Below are 17,904 nucleotides of genomic sequence, written 5' to 3'. Positions count from 1 at the left end.
GGCTATGAGCGAAGATCGATCGAGCAACGGGCAAAAGTCATGGCTGGGTAAGCTCACCCAGGCTTTTGCCCATGAGCCGAAAAACCGCCAGGAGCTCCTTGAGCTGCTGCGCGAAGCCCACCAGAACAAGCTGCTGGACAGCGAAGCCCTGGCCATCGTCGAAGGCGCCATTCAGGTAGCAGACCTGCAAGTGCGCGACATCATGGTGCCGCGCTCGCAGATGATCAGCATCAAGGCCAGCCAGACGCCGCGGGAGTTTCTCCCGGCAGTCATCGACGCCGCCCACTCACGTTACCCGGTCATCGGCGAAAGCCATGACGACGTACTCGGCGTATTGCTGGCCAAGGATCTACTGCCTCTGATCCTCAAGGAGGATGGCGGCGAAGGGGACATCAAGAACCTGCTGCGACCCGCCACCTTCGTGCCCGAATCCAAGCGCCTGAACGTGCTGCTGCGTGAGTTTCGCGCCAACCACAACCACATGGCCATCGTTATCGACGAATACGGCGGCGTGGCCGGACTGGTGACCATCGAAGACGTATTGGAACAGATCGTCGGCGATATCGAAGACGAGCACGACGTAGAGGAAGACAGCTACATCAAACCTCTGCCGAGTGGCGATTTTCTGGTCAAAGCGCTCACGCCCATCGAAAGCTTTAACGAGTTCTTCGACAGCGAGTTCTCTGATGACGAGTTCGATACAGTTGGCGGTCTGGTGATGAGCGCGTTCGGGCACCTGCCCAAGCGTAATGAAATCACCGAAATCGGCGCGTATCGTTTCCGGATTCTCAATGCTGACAGCCGTCGTATTCACTTGCTGCGCTTGAGCCCTATTTCACGCTCGTAACGCCACCCCCGTTCTAAGGAATGTAAATGCGCTGGATCTCCCGCCCCGGCTGGCCCGGTAACCTGCTGGCTGTGGTGGCTGGCGCGCTTACCACCCTCGCTTTAGCCCCCTACGATATCTGGCCGCTGGCCCTGGTCGCGCTGGCCTTGTTCTATCTCGGTCTGCGCGACCTGCGTCCACGTCAGGCGTTGGGGCGCGGCTGGTGCTTTGGCTTTGGCCTGTTCGGGGCTGGCACCAGCTGGATCTATGTCAGCATTCATAACTTCGGCGGCGCATCGGTGCTGCTCGCCGGGTTCCTGATGCTACTGTTTATCGCCTGTATTGCCTGGTTCTTTGCCCTGCCCGCCTGGGTGTGGGCACGCTGGATCCGCCGCAACGAAGCCCCGCTAGCCGATGCACTCGCTTTTGCAGCCTTGTGGCTGGTTCAAGAGGCGTTCCGCGGCTGGTTTCTCACCGGGTTCCCGTGGCTCTACTCCGGTTACAGTCAACTTGATGGGCCACTGGCAGGGCTCGCGCCGCTCGGCGGGATGTGGCTGGTGTCCTTCACCCTGGCACTGACGGCTGCGTTGCTGTGCAATATTTCAAGGCTGCGGGCGCGCAAGTCGTTCTTGGCGGCGGGCTTGGTTCTGCTGGCCGGGCCATGGATTGTTTCGCTGGCATTGAAAGGTTACGCCTGGACGTCGCCCGCCGGTGCGCCGCTGAAAGTGGTTGCGATGCAGGGCAACATCGAACAGCAGATGAAATGGGACCCCGAGCAGCTCAACGCGCAGTTGGCGCTGTATCGCGACATGACTTTCCGCTCGCAACAGGCCGACCTGATCATTTGGCCGGAAACCGCCGTGCCGGTGCTCAAAAGCTCCGCTGAAGGCTATCTGAAAATGATGGGGCAATTCGCGACGGAGCGAGGTTCGGCACTGATTACCGGCGTCCCGCTGCGTGAATCCAATGATCGCGGTAGCTACAACTACTACAACGCCATCACCGTAGTGGGTCAGGGCGAAGGCACTTACCTGAAACAAAAGCTGGTGCCATTTGGCGAGTACGTTCCTTTACAGGACCTTCTACGCGGCCTGATTGCATTTTTTGACCTTCCTATGTCCGACTTCGCTCGCGGCCCGAGCGATCAGGCAATGCTGCAAGCCAAAGGCTACCGGATCGCGCCATTCATTTGCTATGAAGTGGTTTACCCAGAGTTTGCTGCCGGGCTTTCAGCGCAAAGCGAACTACTGCTGACGGTGAGTAACGACACGTGGTTCGGCACCTCTATCGGCCCGCTTCAACACTTGCAAATGGCGCAGATGCGTGCGCTGGAGGCTGGCCGCTGGATGATCCGCGCGACCAACAACGGTGTTACCGCGCTGATTGATCCGTTTGGAAAAATCACCACCCGCATCCCGCAATTCGAGCGTGGCGTGATGTACGGCGAAGTTGTGCCGATGCAGCAACTGACACCGTACCTGCGCTGGCGCTCTTGGCCATTGGCCATTGTTTGCGTACTGCTGATTGGCTGGGCACTGGTAGCGAGCCGGATTTCCAAGACGGTGTAACAACACCGCTCCTACGGAAAAATGCAGTCTATGTGGGAGCCGAGCTTGCTCGCGATAAGGGCACCGAGATTTAGCAGGTAAATTACCTGAGCCTTATCGCGAGCAAGCTCGGCTCTCACAAATTACCGGTACACCCACGGATAAACCAGCAACCCCGCCGCTTCATTAAGCAACTGACCGCTTTGCCAGATAGCCCGGCTTTCCGGCAGCCAGCCACCAAACACGCGAGCGTTGTCGGCACTCAAAAAACCAACGGGCGCCCCAACCACCGTAAATCCGGCCTTTTCAAAGCTCCATTTTGAACGCGGCATGTGCCAGCCCTGCGTTACAAGCACCACCCGTTTGATACCCAAAGGCTGCAAGATGGCAGCTGTCATCGTTGCGTTCTCCCAGGTCGTACGACTCAAGCCCTCTTGCCAGCGCACCTGTACGCCAAAATCGTTTTCCAGAGACTCCGCCATAATGGCCGCCTCACTCGGCGGCTCTCCGTAATGCAAGCCACCGGTCGTCAGGATCGGCAGGCCTGAAGCTTTTGCCAGCCTTGCTGCGTAGCGCATGCGCTCAAGGGCCACGCCTGTCGGGATATCAGCCCCCCAACTCGGGTCATTACGTTCGCGCCCCGACCCGAGAATCACAATCGCGTCGGCCTGCTGCGCGAGGGTTGCCCACTCGCTGCGCGAGAGCGGCGGTACCTGCTCGATACTGCGGGCAGCGGTCTCTACGACTACAGGCAAGCTCATCAGCCACAGCCCGCCGAGGCCAATCGCAAAACATACTGCAGCCAGACGCGGCCGGGCACGGCGTACATAAAACGCCAGTAGCAAAAGGACGAAGAAAATACCGGGTGGGAGAAAAAGAGCTTTGAAAAAATAGCGGACAGGCATCGAGCATCTCCAGAAGATGCCCGAAGCCTAGAAGGATTGACGCTAAGCAACAATGCTTATGATGCAGGCCCGCAGCCTGCGAAGGTTAACGCCTGAAAAAATTGCTCGTGCTGTGACGGTTCAACTTCGCCAGGGTCATGGCGTGCTTTTTATCCTTCAGCCAGATGACCTTGGCTGAATGCGACGGCATCGATACCGACCCCACGGGTTCTCTTGAAACGATGAAACCGCTTTTTCCATCAGGCGTCACCTCACCACCTGCCGCAACGGCACCGTTGTTTAAGTAGGCTTCAATCAGATCGAACTCGGCACGACTCAAGCCACGAAGCTCCAGCTCCTCAGGCCACTCGTGACGAAGTCGCACTGCAATATCTGCCGTTTCCAGAGCAAGGCCCAGCCGATTAATCAAACGTTCGTACAGCTCGGGGGGTGTTGCTGTGTGCTGCAGCTCTGTCATCCGCTCACCTCATCGAAGATAAAACATACCCTCGTCATTGAGCTTAGCGCCACTGTCAAAACCGGTGCATTGCTGCGACAAACGGCGGCTGGGTGCTGCGCAACAGGTCCTTGCGAGCAATGAGCCACGCAATCAGGGTTTCCCTCGATAGTCGGCGCTCATGTATGCTACGGCGCTTCCTGTAATTCCACTTCCGCTCGCGTGAGCACGAAAGCACCGCACAGGCAGTTTCCTTTGTCCGGCAAGCGGTGCCGACCTGACTCGGCGAAGCAACGAAGAGGTCAAGGGTCACCAATCTTTAGTAAAAAGTAGCCATGCACGAACTCTATCAGCCCCGTGAAATCGAAGCCGCCGCCCAAACCTTCTGGGACGAGCAAAAGTCTTTTGAAGTCAGTGAACAGCCAGGCAAGGACACCTTCTATTGCCTGTCGATGTTTCCTTACCCTAGCGGCAAGCTGCATATGGGTCACGTGCGCAACTACACCATCGGTGACGTGATCGCCCGCTACCAGCGCATGCAAGGCAAGAACGTTCTGCAGCCAATGGGCTGGGACGCATTCGGCATGCCGGCGGAAAACGCCGCGATGAAAAACAACGTCGCGCCGGCCAAGTGGACCTACGAAAACATCGCTTACATGAAAACCCAGCTGCGCAGCCTGGGACTGGCGGTCGATTGGTCCCGGGAAGTCACCACCTGCAAGCCTGATTACTATCGCTGGGAACAGTGGCTGTTCACCCGACTCTTCGAAAAAGGCGTGATCTACCGCAAGAACGGCACCGTGAACTGGGACCCTGTTGACCAGACCGTTCTGGCCAACGAACAAGTCATCGATGGCCGCGGCTGGCGTTCCGGCGCGGTCATCGAGAAGCGTGAAATCCCGATGTACTACTTCAAGATCACCGCGTACGCGGATGAGCTGCTGGAGAGTCTCGACGAACTGCCGGGCTGGCCCGAGCAGGTCAAAACCATGCAACGTAACTGGATTGGTAAATCCCGTGGCATGGAAGTGCAGTTCCCGTACGACCAGGCGTCCATTGGTGAAGCCGGTGCACTGAAAGTCTTCACCACTCGTCCTGACACCCTGATGGGCGCGACTTACGTTGCCGTGGCTGCCGAGCATCCACTGGCGACTCTGGCTGCACAGACCGACCCGCAGCTACAAGCCTTCATCGACGAATGCAAAAGCGGCAGCGTTGCCGAAGCGGACGTCGCCACCCAAGAGAAAAAAGGCCTGCCGACCTCGCTGTTCGTGGAGCACCCGCTGACGGGCGAAAAACTGCCAGTCTGGGTCGCCAACTACGTGCTGATGCATTACGGCGACGGCGCGGTAATGGCAGTACCGGCCCACGACGAGCGTGATTTCGAGTTCGCGGTCAAATATAACCTGCCCATCAAACCGGTCGTACGCACCAGCGCTGGCGATGAAACACCTGCGCCATGGCAAGCCGCGTACAACGAGCACGGCACGCTGATCAATTCCGGCGAGTTCGATGGCCTGGACTTCGCTGGCGCATTCGACGCCATGGAAGCGGCACTGACCAAGAAGAGCCTCGGCCAATCACGCACCCAATTCCGCCTGCGCGACTGGGGAATCAGCCGTCAGCGTTACTGGGGCTGCCCGATCCCGATCGTGCATTGCAACACCTGCGGCGATGTACCGGTCCCTGAAGATCAGTTGCCGGTTGTACTGCCTGAAGACGTTGTACCGGACGGCGCTGGCTCGCCATTGGCGCGCATGCCTGAGTTCTACGAGTGCAGCTGCCCGAAATGCGGCGCACCAGCCAAGCGCGAAACCGACACCATGGACACCTTCGTGGAGTCGTCCTGGTACTTTGCCCGTTACGCCTCGCCACACTATGAAGGCGGAATGGTTGATCCTGTTGCAGCCAACCACTGGCTGCCGGTTGATCAATATATTGGCGGTATCGAACACGCAATCCTTCACCTTCTGTATGCGCGCTTCTTCCACAAGCTGATGCGCGACGAAGGCCTGGTGACCTCGAACGAGCCGTTCAAGAACCTGCTGACTCAAGGCATGGTTATCGCCGAAACCTACTATCGTCTCGAAGCCAACGGCAGCAAGACGTGGTTCAACCCGGCCGATGTCGAACTTGAGCGCGACAGCAAAGCCAAGATCATTGGCGCCAAACTGATCAGCGACGGCTTGCCGGTCGAGATTGGTGGCACCGAGAAGATGGCCAAGTCGAAGAACAATGGCGTTGACCCTCAGTCGATGATCGATCAGTACGGCGCAGATACCTGCCGCCTGTTCATGATGTTCGCATCGCCGCCTGACATGAGCCTGGAGTGGTCTGACTCCGGCGTTGAGGGCTCGCATCGCTTCCTGCGTCGCGTCTGGCGTCTGGCGCAAAGCCACGTGACGCAAGGGCTGCCAGCCGCGCTAGATATCGCTTCGCTGAACGACGATCAGAAAGTCATTCGCCGTGCCATCCATCAGGCAATCAAGCAAGCCAGCCAGGATGTCGGTCAGCACCACAAATTCAACACGGCCATCGCGCAGGTAATGACGCTGATGAACGTGCTGGAAAAAGCACCGCAGGCCTCAGTTCAGGATCGCGCGCTGCTGCAGGAAGGTCTGGAAACAGTTGCATTGTTGCTGGCTCCGATCACGCCGCACATCAGCCACGAACTCTGGAGTGAATTGGGTCATGACACGCCGATCATCGACGCTGGCTGGCCGGTTCTGGACCAGACTGCATTGATTCAAGACAGCTTGCAGCTGGTCATCCAGGTTAACGGTAAACTGCGCGGCCAGATCGAAATGCCTGCCAGTGCTACCCGCGAAGAAGTAGAAGCCGCTGCCCGGACCAACGAAAACGTACTGCGTTTCATCGATGGCCTGACGATCCGTAAAGTGATCGTGGTACCCGGCAAACTGGTCAATATCGTCGCAAGCTGATGGGATCAGGCGCCCGACCATGCGCGGGCGCTGAACATATTTCCTGGGTTCGCAGAGTCGACCCAAACGGTTTCAAGGGGAGCATCAAGATGATCAAACGCAATTTGCTGGTTATGGGCCTCGCCGTATTGTTGAGCGCCTGTGGTTTCCAGCTGCGTGGTACTGGCGAAAACCAGCTTTCCATCAAGGAACTGGACCTCAGCGCACGTGATGCCTACGGTAAAACCGTTGTGCAACTGCGTCAGGTTCTGGAAGGCAATAACGTGAAGATCTACACCGGCGCTCCATACAAGCTGGTTATTCTCGACGAACAGGAAACTCAGCGTACGGCGAGCTCGGGAGGCGCGGGGCGTGCAACCGAGTACACCCTGAATACCACGCTCAACTACGAAATCAACGGCAGCCAGAATCGTCAGCTGTTGAAGCGCAAGGTCCAGATCGAAAAGATCTACGTGCATGACGGCAACAACCTGATCGGTTCTGACCTGCAGGCCGTGCAGGTTCGCAACGAAATGCGCAGCGACCTGATACAGAACCTGATGGCCCAGCTGCAGCAATTGACTCCGGCACAACTGGACGAACTGCAGGCCAAAGCCGACGCAGTAGCCAAGGCGGAAGCTGATGCGCTGGAAGCTGCACAACGTATTCGCGACGAAACACCACAACAGTCGCCAATCGAAATCCCTTCTCGTTAAAATGCCGGGGGCCAGCACTTTCCTGGCCCTCGCGTTTTTCATTCGCCATCTACAAAAATGCAAACATCTCAATTGAATCGCATTTTTTCTGTAGAAGTGAGCTTGCTCGCGATAGCGTTAGCTCCGTCAGTACTTCTGCGACGGGTAGACAGAATCGCGAGCAAGCTCACTCCTACAAAGATTCGGTGTTTGCTGCTTGAAGGCGCGGCGTCAGGGCCACCGGGGAATCTCAGATGAAACTCGCACCCGCCCAACTCAGCAAACACCTGCAAGGCAACCTGTCGCCTGTTTACGTGATAAGTGGCGATGACCCGTTGCTGTGCCAGGAGGCTGCCGACGCCATTCGTGCCGCCGCAAGGCAGCAAGGGTTTGATGAACGTCAGGTCTTTAGTGCCGACTCCAGTTTCGACTGGGGCACGCTGCTGCAAGCCGGTGCGAGCATGTCGCTTTTCGCCGAACGTCGCCTGCTGGAGTTGCGCCTGCCTTCCGGCAAGCCTGGCGACAAAGGTGCCGCAGCGCTCATGGAGTACTGCTCACGCCCGGCGGAAGACACGTTACTGCTGATCAGTTTGCCCAAGCTTGATGGCAGCGCGCAGAAAACCAAATGGGGCAAGGCGCTGATCGACGGCGCGCAGACTCAGTTCGTGCAAATCTGGCCAGTGGACGCTGGGCAGTTACCACAGTGGATTCGCCAGCGCTTGTCTCACTCGGGTCTGAGCGCAACTCAGGATGCCGTTGAGCTGATAGCCGCTCGGGTGGAAGGTAATCTGCTGGCAGCAGCGCAGGAAATCGAAAAGCTCAAGCTGATGGCCGAAGAAGGTCAGATTACGGTCGAAACAGTGCAGGCCGCGGTGGCCGATAGCGCGCGTTTCGACGTCTTCGGGCTGACCGATGCCATTCTCAACGGCGAAGCTTCTCATGCTTTAAGAATGCTTGAGGGGCTACGCGGCGAAGGCGTCGAGCCGCCGGTCATCCTTTGGGCGCTCTCTCGCGAGCTGCGGGTGTTGGCCAACCTTGCACTGCAATTCAGTCAGGGTATGCCCCTGGACAAAGCCTTCAGCTCAGCCCGACCGCCCATCTGGGACAAACGCAAACCGCTAATGAGCAAAGCACTGCAGCGCTACTCTGCCAAACGCTGGGCAGAACTGCTTATGGATGCGCAACGCATTGATGCGCAGATCAAAGGCCAAGCGGTAGGCTCGCCGTGGAGCAGCTTGAGTCGGTTATCGTTGCTGATGGCGGGGCAGCGGCTGGCGTTGCCTGCCGAATAACACTCAGCAGACTCAATCTGGACCGTGGAGCCAGGAAACGTCAGGCTCCACGGCCGATTGCTATAGTCCAGCAGCTTGATCACTCGGGTGATAGCTAAAAATGTTGTCCCCTCCCGTTTTGAAGGCGACGCTGATCACCGGGGCCGTAATGCGACTCTGACTGAAATAATCCCGTTGTATGAACTTAGCACCTTCAAGGCCTACCGCCTTGGCTTGATCGTATATATAGAAAAATGCCTCGATTGGAAGTTGTGTGGGAATATTTTGCGGCCACCGATCAATGAGAATTTCGTTATGAGCCAGGAGACTCCATTCTGCCTGAGGGTTTTCCCGGGCCATCAGACTCAGAGCAAAACCAGGTTGATCAGCTTTAAACCCGCACTGGTGACTGTATCTATTGTAATTTACAGGCGGATAGAGATTAAAGTGGGTCCGCCACGCTGCGAGCGTAGTAATGCCTTGTTCATCACAGGGGCGACTGTCCACGGGAAATAAATGTGAAGGGCCGCAGCCTTCCCCGTATCGACTCGCTGATACCGCGTCATAAGGAAATGAACATAAAACCTGGAGAGGGTAATTACCGTTTTGACCGAAATAATTAGCTTGTTTGAATATATAACCCTGCTCAATCAACCCTGAAAAAATTGCATGCATGAACTTGAGATCCTTCCGTAAGTAGCTAAAGGAAACATCGTTACTGCCCGCGGGGTTGGGGTTCCAGGAATGAAAATCGGGTCCATACCCCGTCAGTCTGGCCATCACGCCATTACAGTAAAAGGCTGCTTTCCCCTCGCAGTCATAGGCGGTGTCGTTGTAACGGGCATTCAACCGATCCGCCACCTCCCAGCCGTCGACCTGATCCGCCTCATTCCAACTGAATATATTTCGGTCTGCCGCTGAGAAATTCACCCTGACAATCGGCAAGCGCTGTGAAGTTCTAAGGTAATAGGCTCGACGTAAGGCATGCACATTCAGCAGACCGCCGGTGGTGCCGTTGTAAAAGAAAGCTTCAATCGGCAGCAACTCTGGCGTTTCTTCTCGCCAGGTGCCAATCAGCAATTCGTTACGCTTCACCGTATGTGCGGTATCGACGCCATTGTGCGCTTCCAGGCTGGCTTTGAATTGACTGGCAACTATTGAACTCAACGAGCACTGCTTATAAACATCCGAGCCAAAGCGGCGGAAATTCTCCAACCATAATGCAGCCGTGATTGCAGGAGTGCTCAATGTCCTACAGGTACTGAGATCGACTTCCTGTCTACCCTTGCTTGCCGCAAAGCCACACCCGAAACCCGGCCGCCCCGTGTTCTGCGTGCCTGCCATAAAGGGATAGATACACCTCACCACCTGCGCCTTGTTTTGCGCCAGTGCTGTGTCCTGATCACTGAAGATAAAGCCGCTGCTGATATCACTGCCGTCACTTCCAATATCCTGCCTGATATAGGAGAACGTCAGAGACCCCAACTGAGCCGCCGGCGGACTATGAGTCCAGAATGGATAAGAAGCACTGTAATTTACCGTGCGAAGCATAACGCCCGAACAATAATAGGCGGGTGTGCCATCGGTACATTCCACAACGTCGCTTTTATAACGTGCATTCAGGTCATCAACCAATTGCTGCTGCGACATATCGACAGTAGAAAATGGATCAATCGCTTCCCTCTTCGAGCTTTCATCTACCGAACAAGCCGACAAAGCCAATAATAGCGCCACTGCATATAGCCGTTTCATCTAAACCTCCATGTGTCGAACACACGCTCGATTACCGCCTCTCAGAATTCAAGTTAATGCTGGTCGGAAGATTATTAGGCGCGTCGTTATAGGGGCTGTCTAGCTGTCATAAGTTACAGGTAGCAAAGTGACATGCTCTTTAAAACAAACAGGGATTGGGCGTTGGCGATAGCACACATCTATTAGACAGAAGGCTTCATTCTGTTTGAAAATCCGCCCCGCTTCCTTCCCTCCAGAGAACACCCGCCATGAATAAGCAAAAAAGACCGAACAAAGCCAAATCCATCATCGCCCAACCCTTGTTCCGCAGCCGCCAGGAACAACCGGGTAAAGGCAAAGGCAGCTACCGCCGTGAAGCCTTCCAGTCTAAAAGCTGGGAGGCTTCTCACTTTCTGGCAGCCTGAAACATCGCGACTGTTCCCCGAGGTCCTTTCCGGCCTGCAGGCATGTTAAGGTCTGCATCTAACGGTAATACCTTGGACCCAAGCATGCCCTCTTGTTTTTTCCGACGTTGGCAATTGCGCCAAATGATCGCTGCCTCCAGCCTTATCCTGTTAGTTGCCTGCGCGGAAAAACCGACAGCAGCCGACGCCACGCCTCTTCCACGCGTTATCACAACGCCGCTGGCCTCACCGGCTCCGGCCATTGCTGTGGATGCCAATCTCGATATTCTGCCAACCATGAGCTTTGCCGACTGGCAGGCTGGTTTCCGCGCGCAAGCCCTCAAGGCAGGTATCAGACCGGACATTTTTGATCGCGCGTTTACTGGCGTGACGCCAGACATGAAGGTGGTCAAAGCTGATCGCAGCCAGCCCGAATTTACCCGCCCAGTGTGGGAATACCTGGACGGCGCAATTTCGGATGCGCGGGTTCGCAAGGGACAAGCACTGCTCAATCAGTACGCAGGGGTCCTGCAAACCATCGAACAGCGTTACGGCGTCGACCGCAATGCGTTGGTAGCTGTATGGGGTATGGAGAGCAACTTTGGACAATTCCAGGGTTCGCAATCAGTGATCCGCTCGCTGGCCACACTGGCCTATGAGGGCCGGCGTCGCAGCTTCGCTCAAGACCAGTTACTGGCAGCACTGCAAATCCTGCAGCAGGGCGATATTTCACCGGAACAAATGATCGGTTCCTGGGGCGGCGCCATGGGCCAGACGCAGTTCATCCCGACGACCTACAACACTCACGCCGTTGACTTTGACGGTGACGGGCGCCGTGACATTTGGAACAGCGCGCCTGACGCGCTCGCATCGACGGCGCACTACCTGCAAAGCTCTGGCTGGCAGACCGGCCTGCCCTGGGGCTATGAAGTCAAACTCGCGTCTGGTTTCGACTATGCACTGGCTGATGCGTCAACCCGTAAGACTCTTGCTGAATGGCAGCAACTGGGGCTGACTCTGCCCAACGGCAGCGCCCTGCCACCGACGGCGGCGCAGCAACAGGCGGCTCTGCTGTTACCGGCAGGTTATAAAGGCCCGGCCTTTCTGGTGATGGACAACTTCCGCGCGATCCTGCGCTACAACAACTCATCTTCATATGCGCTGGCTATCGGGCTGTTGTCTGGGCGTTTCCAGGGCGGTGGGTATGTCGAAGGCAGTTGGCCGCGCGGGGACGTCCCTCTAGGCCGTTCTGAGCGCATGGAACTGCAAACCCTGCTCTCGGCCAAAGGCTACGACGCAGGCACCCCAGACGGCATTATCGGCGCCAACACGCGCAAAGCCATTCGCAGTGCGCAGCAAGCACTTGGCTGGCCTGCTGATGGCTATCCGACGCAGGAGTTGTTGCAAAACCTGCGCAGGCCTTAAGCCGAAAAGACACCTCCTGCAGGAGCTCACGAGCATCGCGAGGCAGCGATGGCGTCCTGCCTGATGCACCGCTATCGCGGCCTCGCGGTGCTCGTGCACTCCTACAGGTCAAATGTTGCTGCGAGACAGCGCGGTGTCAGGGACACGGGGACGGCTCATGCAGGCCATACATAGCAAATAACACATCTACCGAAAGCCAAGCATCCTCCAAACAAAAACGGGCCGGATAGTGATATCCGGCCCGCCTTGTTTACAGCTCAAACAATCAACGCTTGACGCGTCAGACCATCGCCTTGACGGCAATCTTGGCCTGCTCGTCGGCGTGGTACGAAGAACGCACCAGCGGACCGGACGCCACGTTCTTGAAGCCCATCTTGTAACCTTCTTCGGCGAACCACGCGAACGTGTCCGGGTGCACGAAGCGCTGGACAGGCAAGTGGCTGCGCGAAGGTTGCAGGTATTGACCGAGGGTCAGCATGTCGATGTCGTGCTCGCGCATGCGCTGCATGACTTCGATGACTTCCTCATCAGTTTCGCCCAGACCCAGCATCAGGCCGGACTTGGTCGGTACGTGCGGGACCATTTGTTTGAAACGCTGCAGCAGGGTCAGCGACCACTGGTAATCGGAGCCCGGACGCGCAGCCTTGTACAGACGCGGCACGGTCTCGAGGTTGTGGTTGAACACATCCGGTGGCTCGGCAGCAGTGATTTCCAGAGCGACGTCCATACGGCCACGGTAGTCCGGAACCAGCGTTTCGAGTTGCACGTTCGGCGACAGCTTACGGATTTCACGGATGCAGTCGGCAAAATGCTGAGCACCGCCATCACGCAAATCATCACGGTCAACCGAGGTGATCACCACATACTTGAGGCGCAGATCGGCGATGGCAACGGCCAGGTTGGTCGGCTCGTTGACGTCCAGCGCCTTTGGACGACCATGGCCTACATCGCAGAACGGGCAGCGACGGGTGCAGATATCGCCCATGATCATGAAGGTCGCAGTGCCACCGGAGAAGCACTCACCCAGGTTCGGGCAGGAAGCCTCTTCGCAAACGCTGTGCAACTTGTGCTTGCGTAGCAGTTGTTTGACGCGATCAACCTCAGGGGAAACCGGAATACGAACGCGGATCCAGTCAGGCTTTTTCGGCAGATCGACAGTCGGAATGATCTTCACCGGGATACGCGCAACTTTCTCCGCGCCACGCAGCTTCACGCCAGCCTCAACTTTAGGGCGAGGTGCACGCTCGGAAACGTCGACGGTTGGGATCAAGGTTTGCACGGCAGTTTCAGTCGCAGTAGTCATAATCAGTCGATTCCGCCCGTTAGGGTCGTCTGCTCAGCATAGTCGAGGTGTTTGACGAGCTGCGCGCGCAGCCGGGCACTTACCTCGGCAAATTCAATCGGGCCTGCATGATCGCACAGCTGGGTCATTGCCAGTCCTGCGTATCCACAGGGATTAATCCGTCGAAAGGGCTCAAGGTCCATGTCGACGTTGAGCGCCAGACCATGGAATGAGCAACCTTGGCGAATTCGCAATCCCAGGGACGCGATCTTCGCTCCTTCGACATAAACACCCGGTGCGTCAGCCTTTGCCGCAGCCGTTACACCGTAACTGGCCAACAGGTCGATCAGGCTATTTTCGATCCGGGTTACCAGATCACGCACACCGAAACCAAGGCGTCTGACATCAAGCATCAGATAGACCACCAATTGGCCGGGCCCATGATAGGTCACTTGGCCGCCACGATCGACCTGTACCACCGGAATATTACCCGGTAACAGCAAATGTTCGGGTTTACCGGACTGTCCCTGAGTGAAAACCGGTGCGTGCTGCACCAACCAGATCTCGTCCTGAGTCTCTTTACCGCGCTGGTCGGTAAAGCGCTGCATCGCATGCCAGGCCAGTTCGTAATCGACCTGACCCAGTTCGCGAACGCCCAGCATTGCAGCCATCAAAGCACCATGTGCACGCGACCCGTAGCGCGCAAGGCACTATTGATGTCACGCAGTTGGTCTTCGCCGGTTGCAACGATGTGCAACTGGATAGTCGTGTACTTGCCGTTGCTGCTTTGGCGTTCGGCGAGCGTGGATATCTCGATCTTGGCGTATTTGGCCAGAATCTCGATCACGCTGTCTTTGAACCCCACACCTGTGTCACCGATCACTTTGATCGGATAGTCATCGCAGGGGAATTCGATTTTGTGCGACTTGACGTCGGAATCTGTCATGGCAGTAAAGGTCTCACAAGCCGTGAACACGGAAACGCGCCCACTCAGGGTATGAGCGGGCGCGTCATGGTCAGCGTTGTACTGTTATCAGTTGAACAAGCCGTAGAAGAACAGACGAATGCTATCCCACACGCGGCGGAAGATGCCACCTTCCTCAACAGCGTCGAGGGCAATCAGATTGGCAGTGTGGACGACTTTGTCTTCCATTTTCACTTCAACCTTGCCGATCACATCGCCCTTGGCGATTGGCGCAACCAACTGCGGGTTCATGGTCATGCTGGCGGTCAGCTTCTTCATCTCGCCTTTTGGCATGGTCATGCTCAGGTCTTCAGCCAGGCCAGCTTTGACCTGGCGCTCGGTACCTTTCCAGACAGTGGCCTGAGCCAGCTCGGTGCCCTTCTGATAGAAGTTCTGGGTTTCGAAGAAACGGAAACCGTAAGTCAGCAACTTCTGCGTTTCGGCAGCACGGGCCTGCTCGCTCGCAGTACCGAATACTACTGCGATCAGACGCATGCCGTCGCGAACGGCAGACGAAACCATGCAATAGCCAGCTTCGTCAGTGTGGCCGGTTTTCAGGCCATCTACTGTCTTGTCGCGCCACAGCAGCAGGTTACGGTTAGGTTGCTTGATGTTGTTCCAGAAGAACTCTTTCTGCGAATAGATCGCGTAGTGAGCCGGGTCTTCATGAATGATCGCGCGCGCCAGAATCGCCATGTCGTGAGCAGAAGAGTAATGCTCCGGATTTGGCAGGCCTGTCGGGTTCATGAAGTGACTGTTGGTCATGCCCAGATCAGCGGCAGTCTTGTTCATCATGTCGGCGAACGCGTCTTCGCTGCCTGCGATGTGCTCGGAGAGCGCTACGCTGGCGTCGTTACCCGACTGAATGATGATGCCGTGCAGCAGGTCACTGACGGTTACCTGGCTGCCGACTTTGATGAACATCCGCGAACCACCGGTGCGCCAAGCGTTTTCGCTGACGGTCACAGGGTCGTTCTCACCAATCTGACCACGACGGATTTCCAGAGTCGCGATGTAGGCGGTCATCAGTTTGGTCAGGCTTGCAGGCGCCAGGCGCTGGTCGCCATTGTTTTCGACCAGAACGTTACCGCTGCTGGCGTCCATCAGCACGTAGGCCTTGGCGGCCAGTTGCGGTGCGGAAGGCGTCATCTGCTCGGCCGCCCAGGCAGCCGGAGTGATGATCAGCGGTACAAGCAGGCACAAGCGTTTTGCAAAGGTGGTGATGTTCATCCGTCTCTCGAAATTGCTAATGGGCAAACATGCCCTCGCGGGCAAAGCTTAACGGGCCGATGGCAGCGGTGCCGCCATCGACCGGCGGTGCCAGGCTCTAATCCTGGCCCATGAGCCGCCTGTTCGACAAACAGGCTCATGGACAGTTGCCTGCGCGACTTGCTCTGATGGCAATGAGTCTGGCAGGCAACTGCAAACCGATCCGCCCCGACATCGCTGCCGGACGTGAACGGCTATTAATCCAGTGTCACGACGCTAGGCTGACCCAGATTGGCTGACCTAACGCTGTTTTGCATTTGCTGGGCTTCACCCTGAGTCTCGATCGGCCCCATTCGAACTCGATAGAGTGTCTGTTGATTGCGGGCTATCGAACTCACGAAAACCGGTGCCCGAACCATCCCGCTCAATTTCGACCTCAGGAGCTCCGCAGCGTCCGGGTTGGCGAACGCGCCCACCTGGAGATACAGCCCAGAGACTGGTACGGAAGCGTTTTTTTTTGCGTCAAACGGCACCGCAGGCGCAGCGTGCTGTTGCGGCGGTGGCGTGTACTGCTCGATGGTCCCGGCAGATGCGACCAAAGCCGGTGCAGCAGGTTGCGGTATTGCCTGTGGCTGATTCGGCAGCAACGGCGCAGGACGTCCATTCTGGGCTAGCCATACCTGCGGGTCGATCCCTTCAACCTTGACCCGTGCGGTGCCGCTTTCGGCATAACCGAGCTTTTTGGCCGCGGCATAAGACAAGTCAATGATCCGGTCCGAATAGAACGGTCCACGGTCGTTGACGCGCAAAATCACCGTACGATTGTTGTCCAGGTTGGTCACTTTTACATAGCTGGGCAGCGGCAACGTCTTGTGCGCCGCGCTCATGCCATACAGGTCATAAACCTCGCCATTGGCGGTGTTCTGGCCATGGAACTTGGTCCCGTACCAGGATGCAGTGCCTGACGCGACATAGTTCCTGGAGTCCTGAATAGGGAAATAAGTCTTGCCCAGCACGGTGTACGGGTTGGCCTTGTACGGACCGGTGTGCAGGCTTGGCGTCGCATCAGGGATACGCGAGATATCCACGTCCCACCAGGGCGCGCCATCTTTATGCGCACGGTTGATGTCCAGGCCCGGTGGCGAAGAGATACCCGCCGTGCCCTTCTGTACAGGACGACTCGGGGACGAACAGCTGACCACCAGCAATGACAACGAAGCCAACGCCATCAACTTCAAAGATGTAACCATCGGCAATGCCCGCATTACTTGACGCCCCGAGCTTGAACCAATAATTCAGACAGCTGATGCACACTCATGGCGTACATCACACTGCGGTTATAGCGAGTGATTGCATAAAAATTCTTCAAACCCATCCAGTATTCAGGCCCATTTTCGCCTTCCAGCTTGAATGCGGTCACTGGCAGGTCGTCGCGCAGCGCATCATGACTCGACCACCCCAAGGCTCGCAACTCCCCGACGGTCTTTACCGGATCAATGCCCGGTGTCAGTCCTTCATCAACGCGATCCCCGCGCACGCTTGCAAGGCTGACCACCTGCTCGCCAGCGACCCAGCCATGCTGCTTGAAGTAACTGGCCACACTGCCGATGGCATCATCCGGATCGGTCCAGATATTGATGTGCCCATCACCGTCGAAATCCACCGCATAGGCGCGGAAGCTACTCGGCATAAACTGCGGCAAGCCCATGGCACCAGCATAAGACCCCTTGAGCGTCAGCGGATCAACCTGTTCTTCACGGGCCAGCAACAAGAACTCACGCAGCTCCTTGCGGAAGAATTCAGCGCGAGGAGGATAGTCAAAGCCAAGCGTCGACAGAGCGTCAATCACACGGTAATTACCGGTGTTGCGCCCGAAAAAGGTCTCGACGCCGATAATCGATACGATCACCTGAGCCGGGACGCCGTATTCCTGCTCGGCACGGGCCAACGCGGCCTCGTGCTGACGCCAGAAATCCACACCCCGCGCAATACGCGCGTCGGTGATGAACATCGGGCGATAGTCTTTCCACTGTTTGACCCGCTCGGCCGGACGGGAAATCGCATCCAGAATGGCTTGCTTGCGCTCGACCTCACGGAACACGTCGATCAATTGTTCACCGGCAAAACCATAATCGCGGGTCATCTGACCGACAAACTCAGCCACTTGCGGCGAACCTTCGTAATCGCCAGCGAATGCTTCTTGAACAGATCCAAGAATGCCAACCAGGCCGACCACCGGAGCATATCGAGCCCAGCTACGCACTACTTGCATTGAATTCTTCACCTTA

At 56.9% G+C, this 17,904-nt stretch carries 16 protein-coding genes; 7 read left to right on the top strand and 9 right to left on the bottom strand.

Annotated features, from left to right (window positions below; all coding sequences use genetic code 11):
• The first annotated feature begins 4 nt into the window (after positions 1–4).
• A complete protein-coding gene (locus tag ACYASS_RS04855) occupies positions 5–847 on the top strand; it encodes an HlyC/CorC family transporter (RefSeq protein ID WP_122662487.1) in 843 nt (280 codons plus the stop codon).
• Between the two features lie 26 nt (positions 848–873).
• Positions 874–2,394: an apolipoprotein N-acyltransferase gene (gene lnt / locus ACYASS_RS04850; protein WP_463585273.1), complete on the top strand. Its 1,521-nt coding sequence runs from the start codon at positions 874–876 to the stop codon at positions 2,392–2,394.
• A gap of 122 nt (positions 2,395–2,516) precedes the next feature.
• Here lnt and ACYASS_RS04845 read toward each other — a convergent pair whose 3' ends face one another.
• Positions 2,517–3,278: a YdcF family protein gene (locus ACYASS_RS04845; RefSeq protein WP_463585272.1), complete on the bottom strand. Its 762-nt coding sequence runs from the start codon at positions 3,276–3,278 to the stop codon at positions 2,517–2,519.
• An 85-nt stretch (positions 3,279–3,363) separates the two neighbouring features.
• Positions 3,364–3,735: a hypothetical protein gene (locus ACYASS_RS04840; protein WP_463585271.1), complete on the bottom strand. Its 372-nt coding sequence runs from the start codon at positions 3,733–3,735 to the stop codon at positions 3,364–3,366.
• Between the two features lie 314 nt (positions 3,736–4,049).
• Here ACYASS_RS04840 and leuS point away from each other — a divergent pair, with 314 nt between their 5' ends.
• From leuS to holA, 3 genes are all read left to right on the top strand, one after another.
• Positions 4,050–6,656 carry a leucine--tRNA ligase gene (gene leuS, locus ACYASS_RS04835; protein ID WP_463585270.1) on the top strand — a complete coding sequence of 869 codons (2,607 nt, stop codon included), beginning with the start codon at positions 4,050–4,052 and terminating at the stop codon, positions 6,654–6,656.
• Positions 6,657–6,745: 89 nt separating this feature from the next.
• On the top strand, positions 6,746–7,351 hold the full coding sequence (locus ACYASS_RS04830; RefSeq protein ID WP_463585269.1) for an LPS-assembly lipoprotein LptE: 606 nt from the start codon (positions 6,746–6,748) through the stop codon (positions 7,349–7,351).
• Between the two features lie 233 nt (positions 7,352–7,584).
• Entirely contained in the window at positions 7,585–8,622 is a 1,038-nt protein-coding gene (gene holA / locus ACYASS_RS04825; protein ID WP_463585268.1) for a DNA polymerase III subunit delta, read from the top strand.
• 60 nt (positions 8,623–8,682) lie between these two features.
• On the opposite strand, the gene ACYASS_RS04820 is transcribed toward holA, so the two are convergent.
• On the bottom strand, positions 8,683–10,353 hold the full coding sequence (locus tag ACYASS_RS04820; protein WP_463585267.1) for a hypothetical protein: 1,671 nt from the start codon (positions 10,351–10,353) through the stop codon (positions 8,683–8,685).
• Between the two features lie 248 nt (positions 10,354–10,601).
• On the opposite strand from ACYASS_RS04820, the gene arfA reads away from it, so the two are divergent.
• Positions 10,602–10,757, top strand: coding sequence for an alternative ribosome rescue factor ArfA (arfA, locus tag ACYASS_RS04815; RefSeq protein WP_463585266.1), 156 nt, complete (start codon positions 10,602–10,604; stop codon positions 10,755–10,757).
• An 84-nt stretch (positions 10,758–10,841) separates the two neighbouring features.
• Complete coding sequence (locus ACYASS_RS04810; RefSeq protein ID WP_463585265.1) at positions 10,842–12,161, top strand: lytic murein transglycosylase; 1,320 nt, start codon at positions 10,842–10,844, stop codon at positions 12,159–12,161.
• 280 nt (positions 12,162–12,441) lie between these two features.
• On the opposite strand, the gene lipA is transcribed toward ACYASS_RS04810, so the two are convergent.
• From lipA to mltB, 6 genes are all read right to left on the bottom strand, one after another.
• Complete coding sequence (gene lipA, locus ACYASS_RS04805; protein WP_027902323.1) at positions 12,442–13,464, bottom strand: lipoyl synthase; 1,023 nt, start codon at positions 13,462–13,464, stop codon at positions 12,442–12,444.
• Positions 13,465–13,466: 2 nt separating this feature from the next.
• The gene (lipB, locus tag ACYASS_RS04800; protein WP_463585264.1) at positions 13,467–14,114 is read right to left on the bottom strand and encodes a lipoyl(octanoyl) transferase LipB; all 648 of its coding nucleotides are present in this window, start codon (positions 14,112–14,114) and stop codon (positions 13,467–13,469) included.
• On the bottom strand, positions 14,114–14,389 hold the full coding sequence (locus tag ACYASS_RS04795) for a DUF493 domain-containing protein (protein ID WP_027902321.1): 276 nt from the start codon (positions 14,387–14,389) through the stop codon (positions 14,114–14,116). The genes lipB and ACYASS_RS04795 overlap by 1 nt, the downstream gene beginning before the upstream one ends.
• Before the next feature lie 87 nt (positions 14,390–14,476).
• Complete coding sequence (locus ACYASS_RS04790; RefSeq protein WP_122662465.1) at positions 14,477–15,637, bottom strand: D-alanyl-D-alanine carboxypeptidase family protein; 1,161 nt, start codon at positions 15,635–15,637, stop codon at positions 14,477–14,479.
• Positions 15,638–15,873: 236 nt separating this feature from the next.
• Positions 15,874–16,881, bottom strand: a complete 1,008-nt coding sequence (locus ACYASS_RS04785; protein ID WP_122662463.1) for a septal ring lytic transglycosylase RlpA family protein — start codon at positions 16,879–16,881, stop codon at positions 15,874–15,876.
• Entirely contained in the window at positions 16,881–17,888 is a 1,008-nt protein-coding gene (gene mltB, locus ACYASS_RS04780; RefSeq protein WP_463585263.1) for a lytic murein transglycosylase B, read from the bottom strand. Before mltB ends, ACYASS_RS04785 begins: the two co-directional genes overlap by 1 nt.
• Between the last annotated feature and the right edge of the window lie 16 nt (positions 17,889–17,904).

The sequence above is a fragment of the Pseudomonas sp. HP_14 genome, assembly GCF_055283875.1.
The sequence above is the reverse complement of the archived record's forward strand: the minus strand, read 5'-3'. Positions and strand labels throughout refer to the sequence as shown.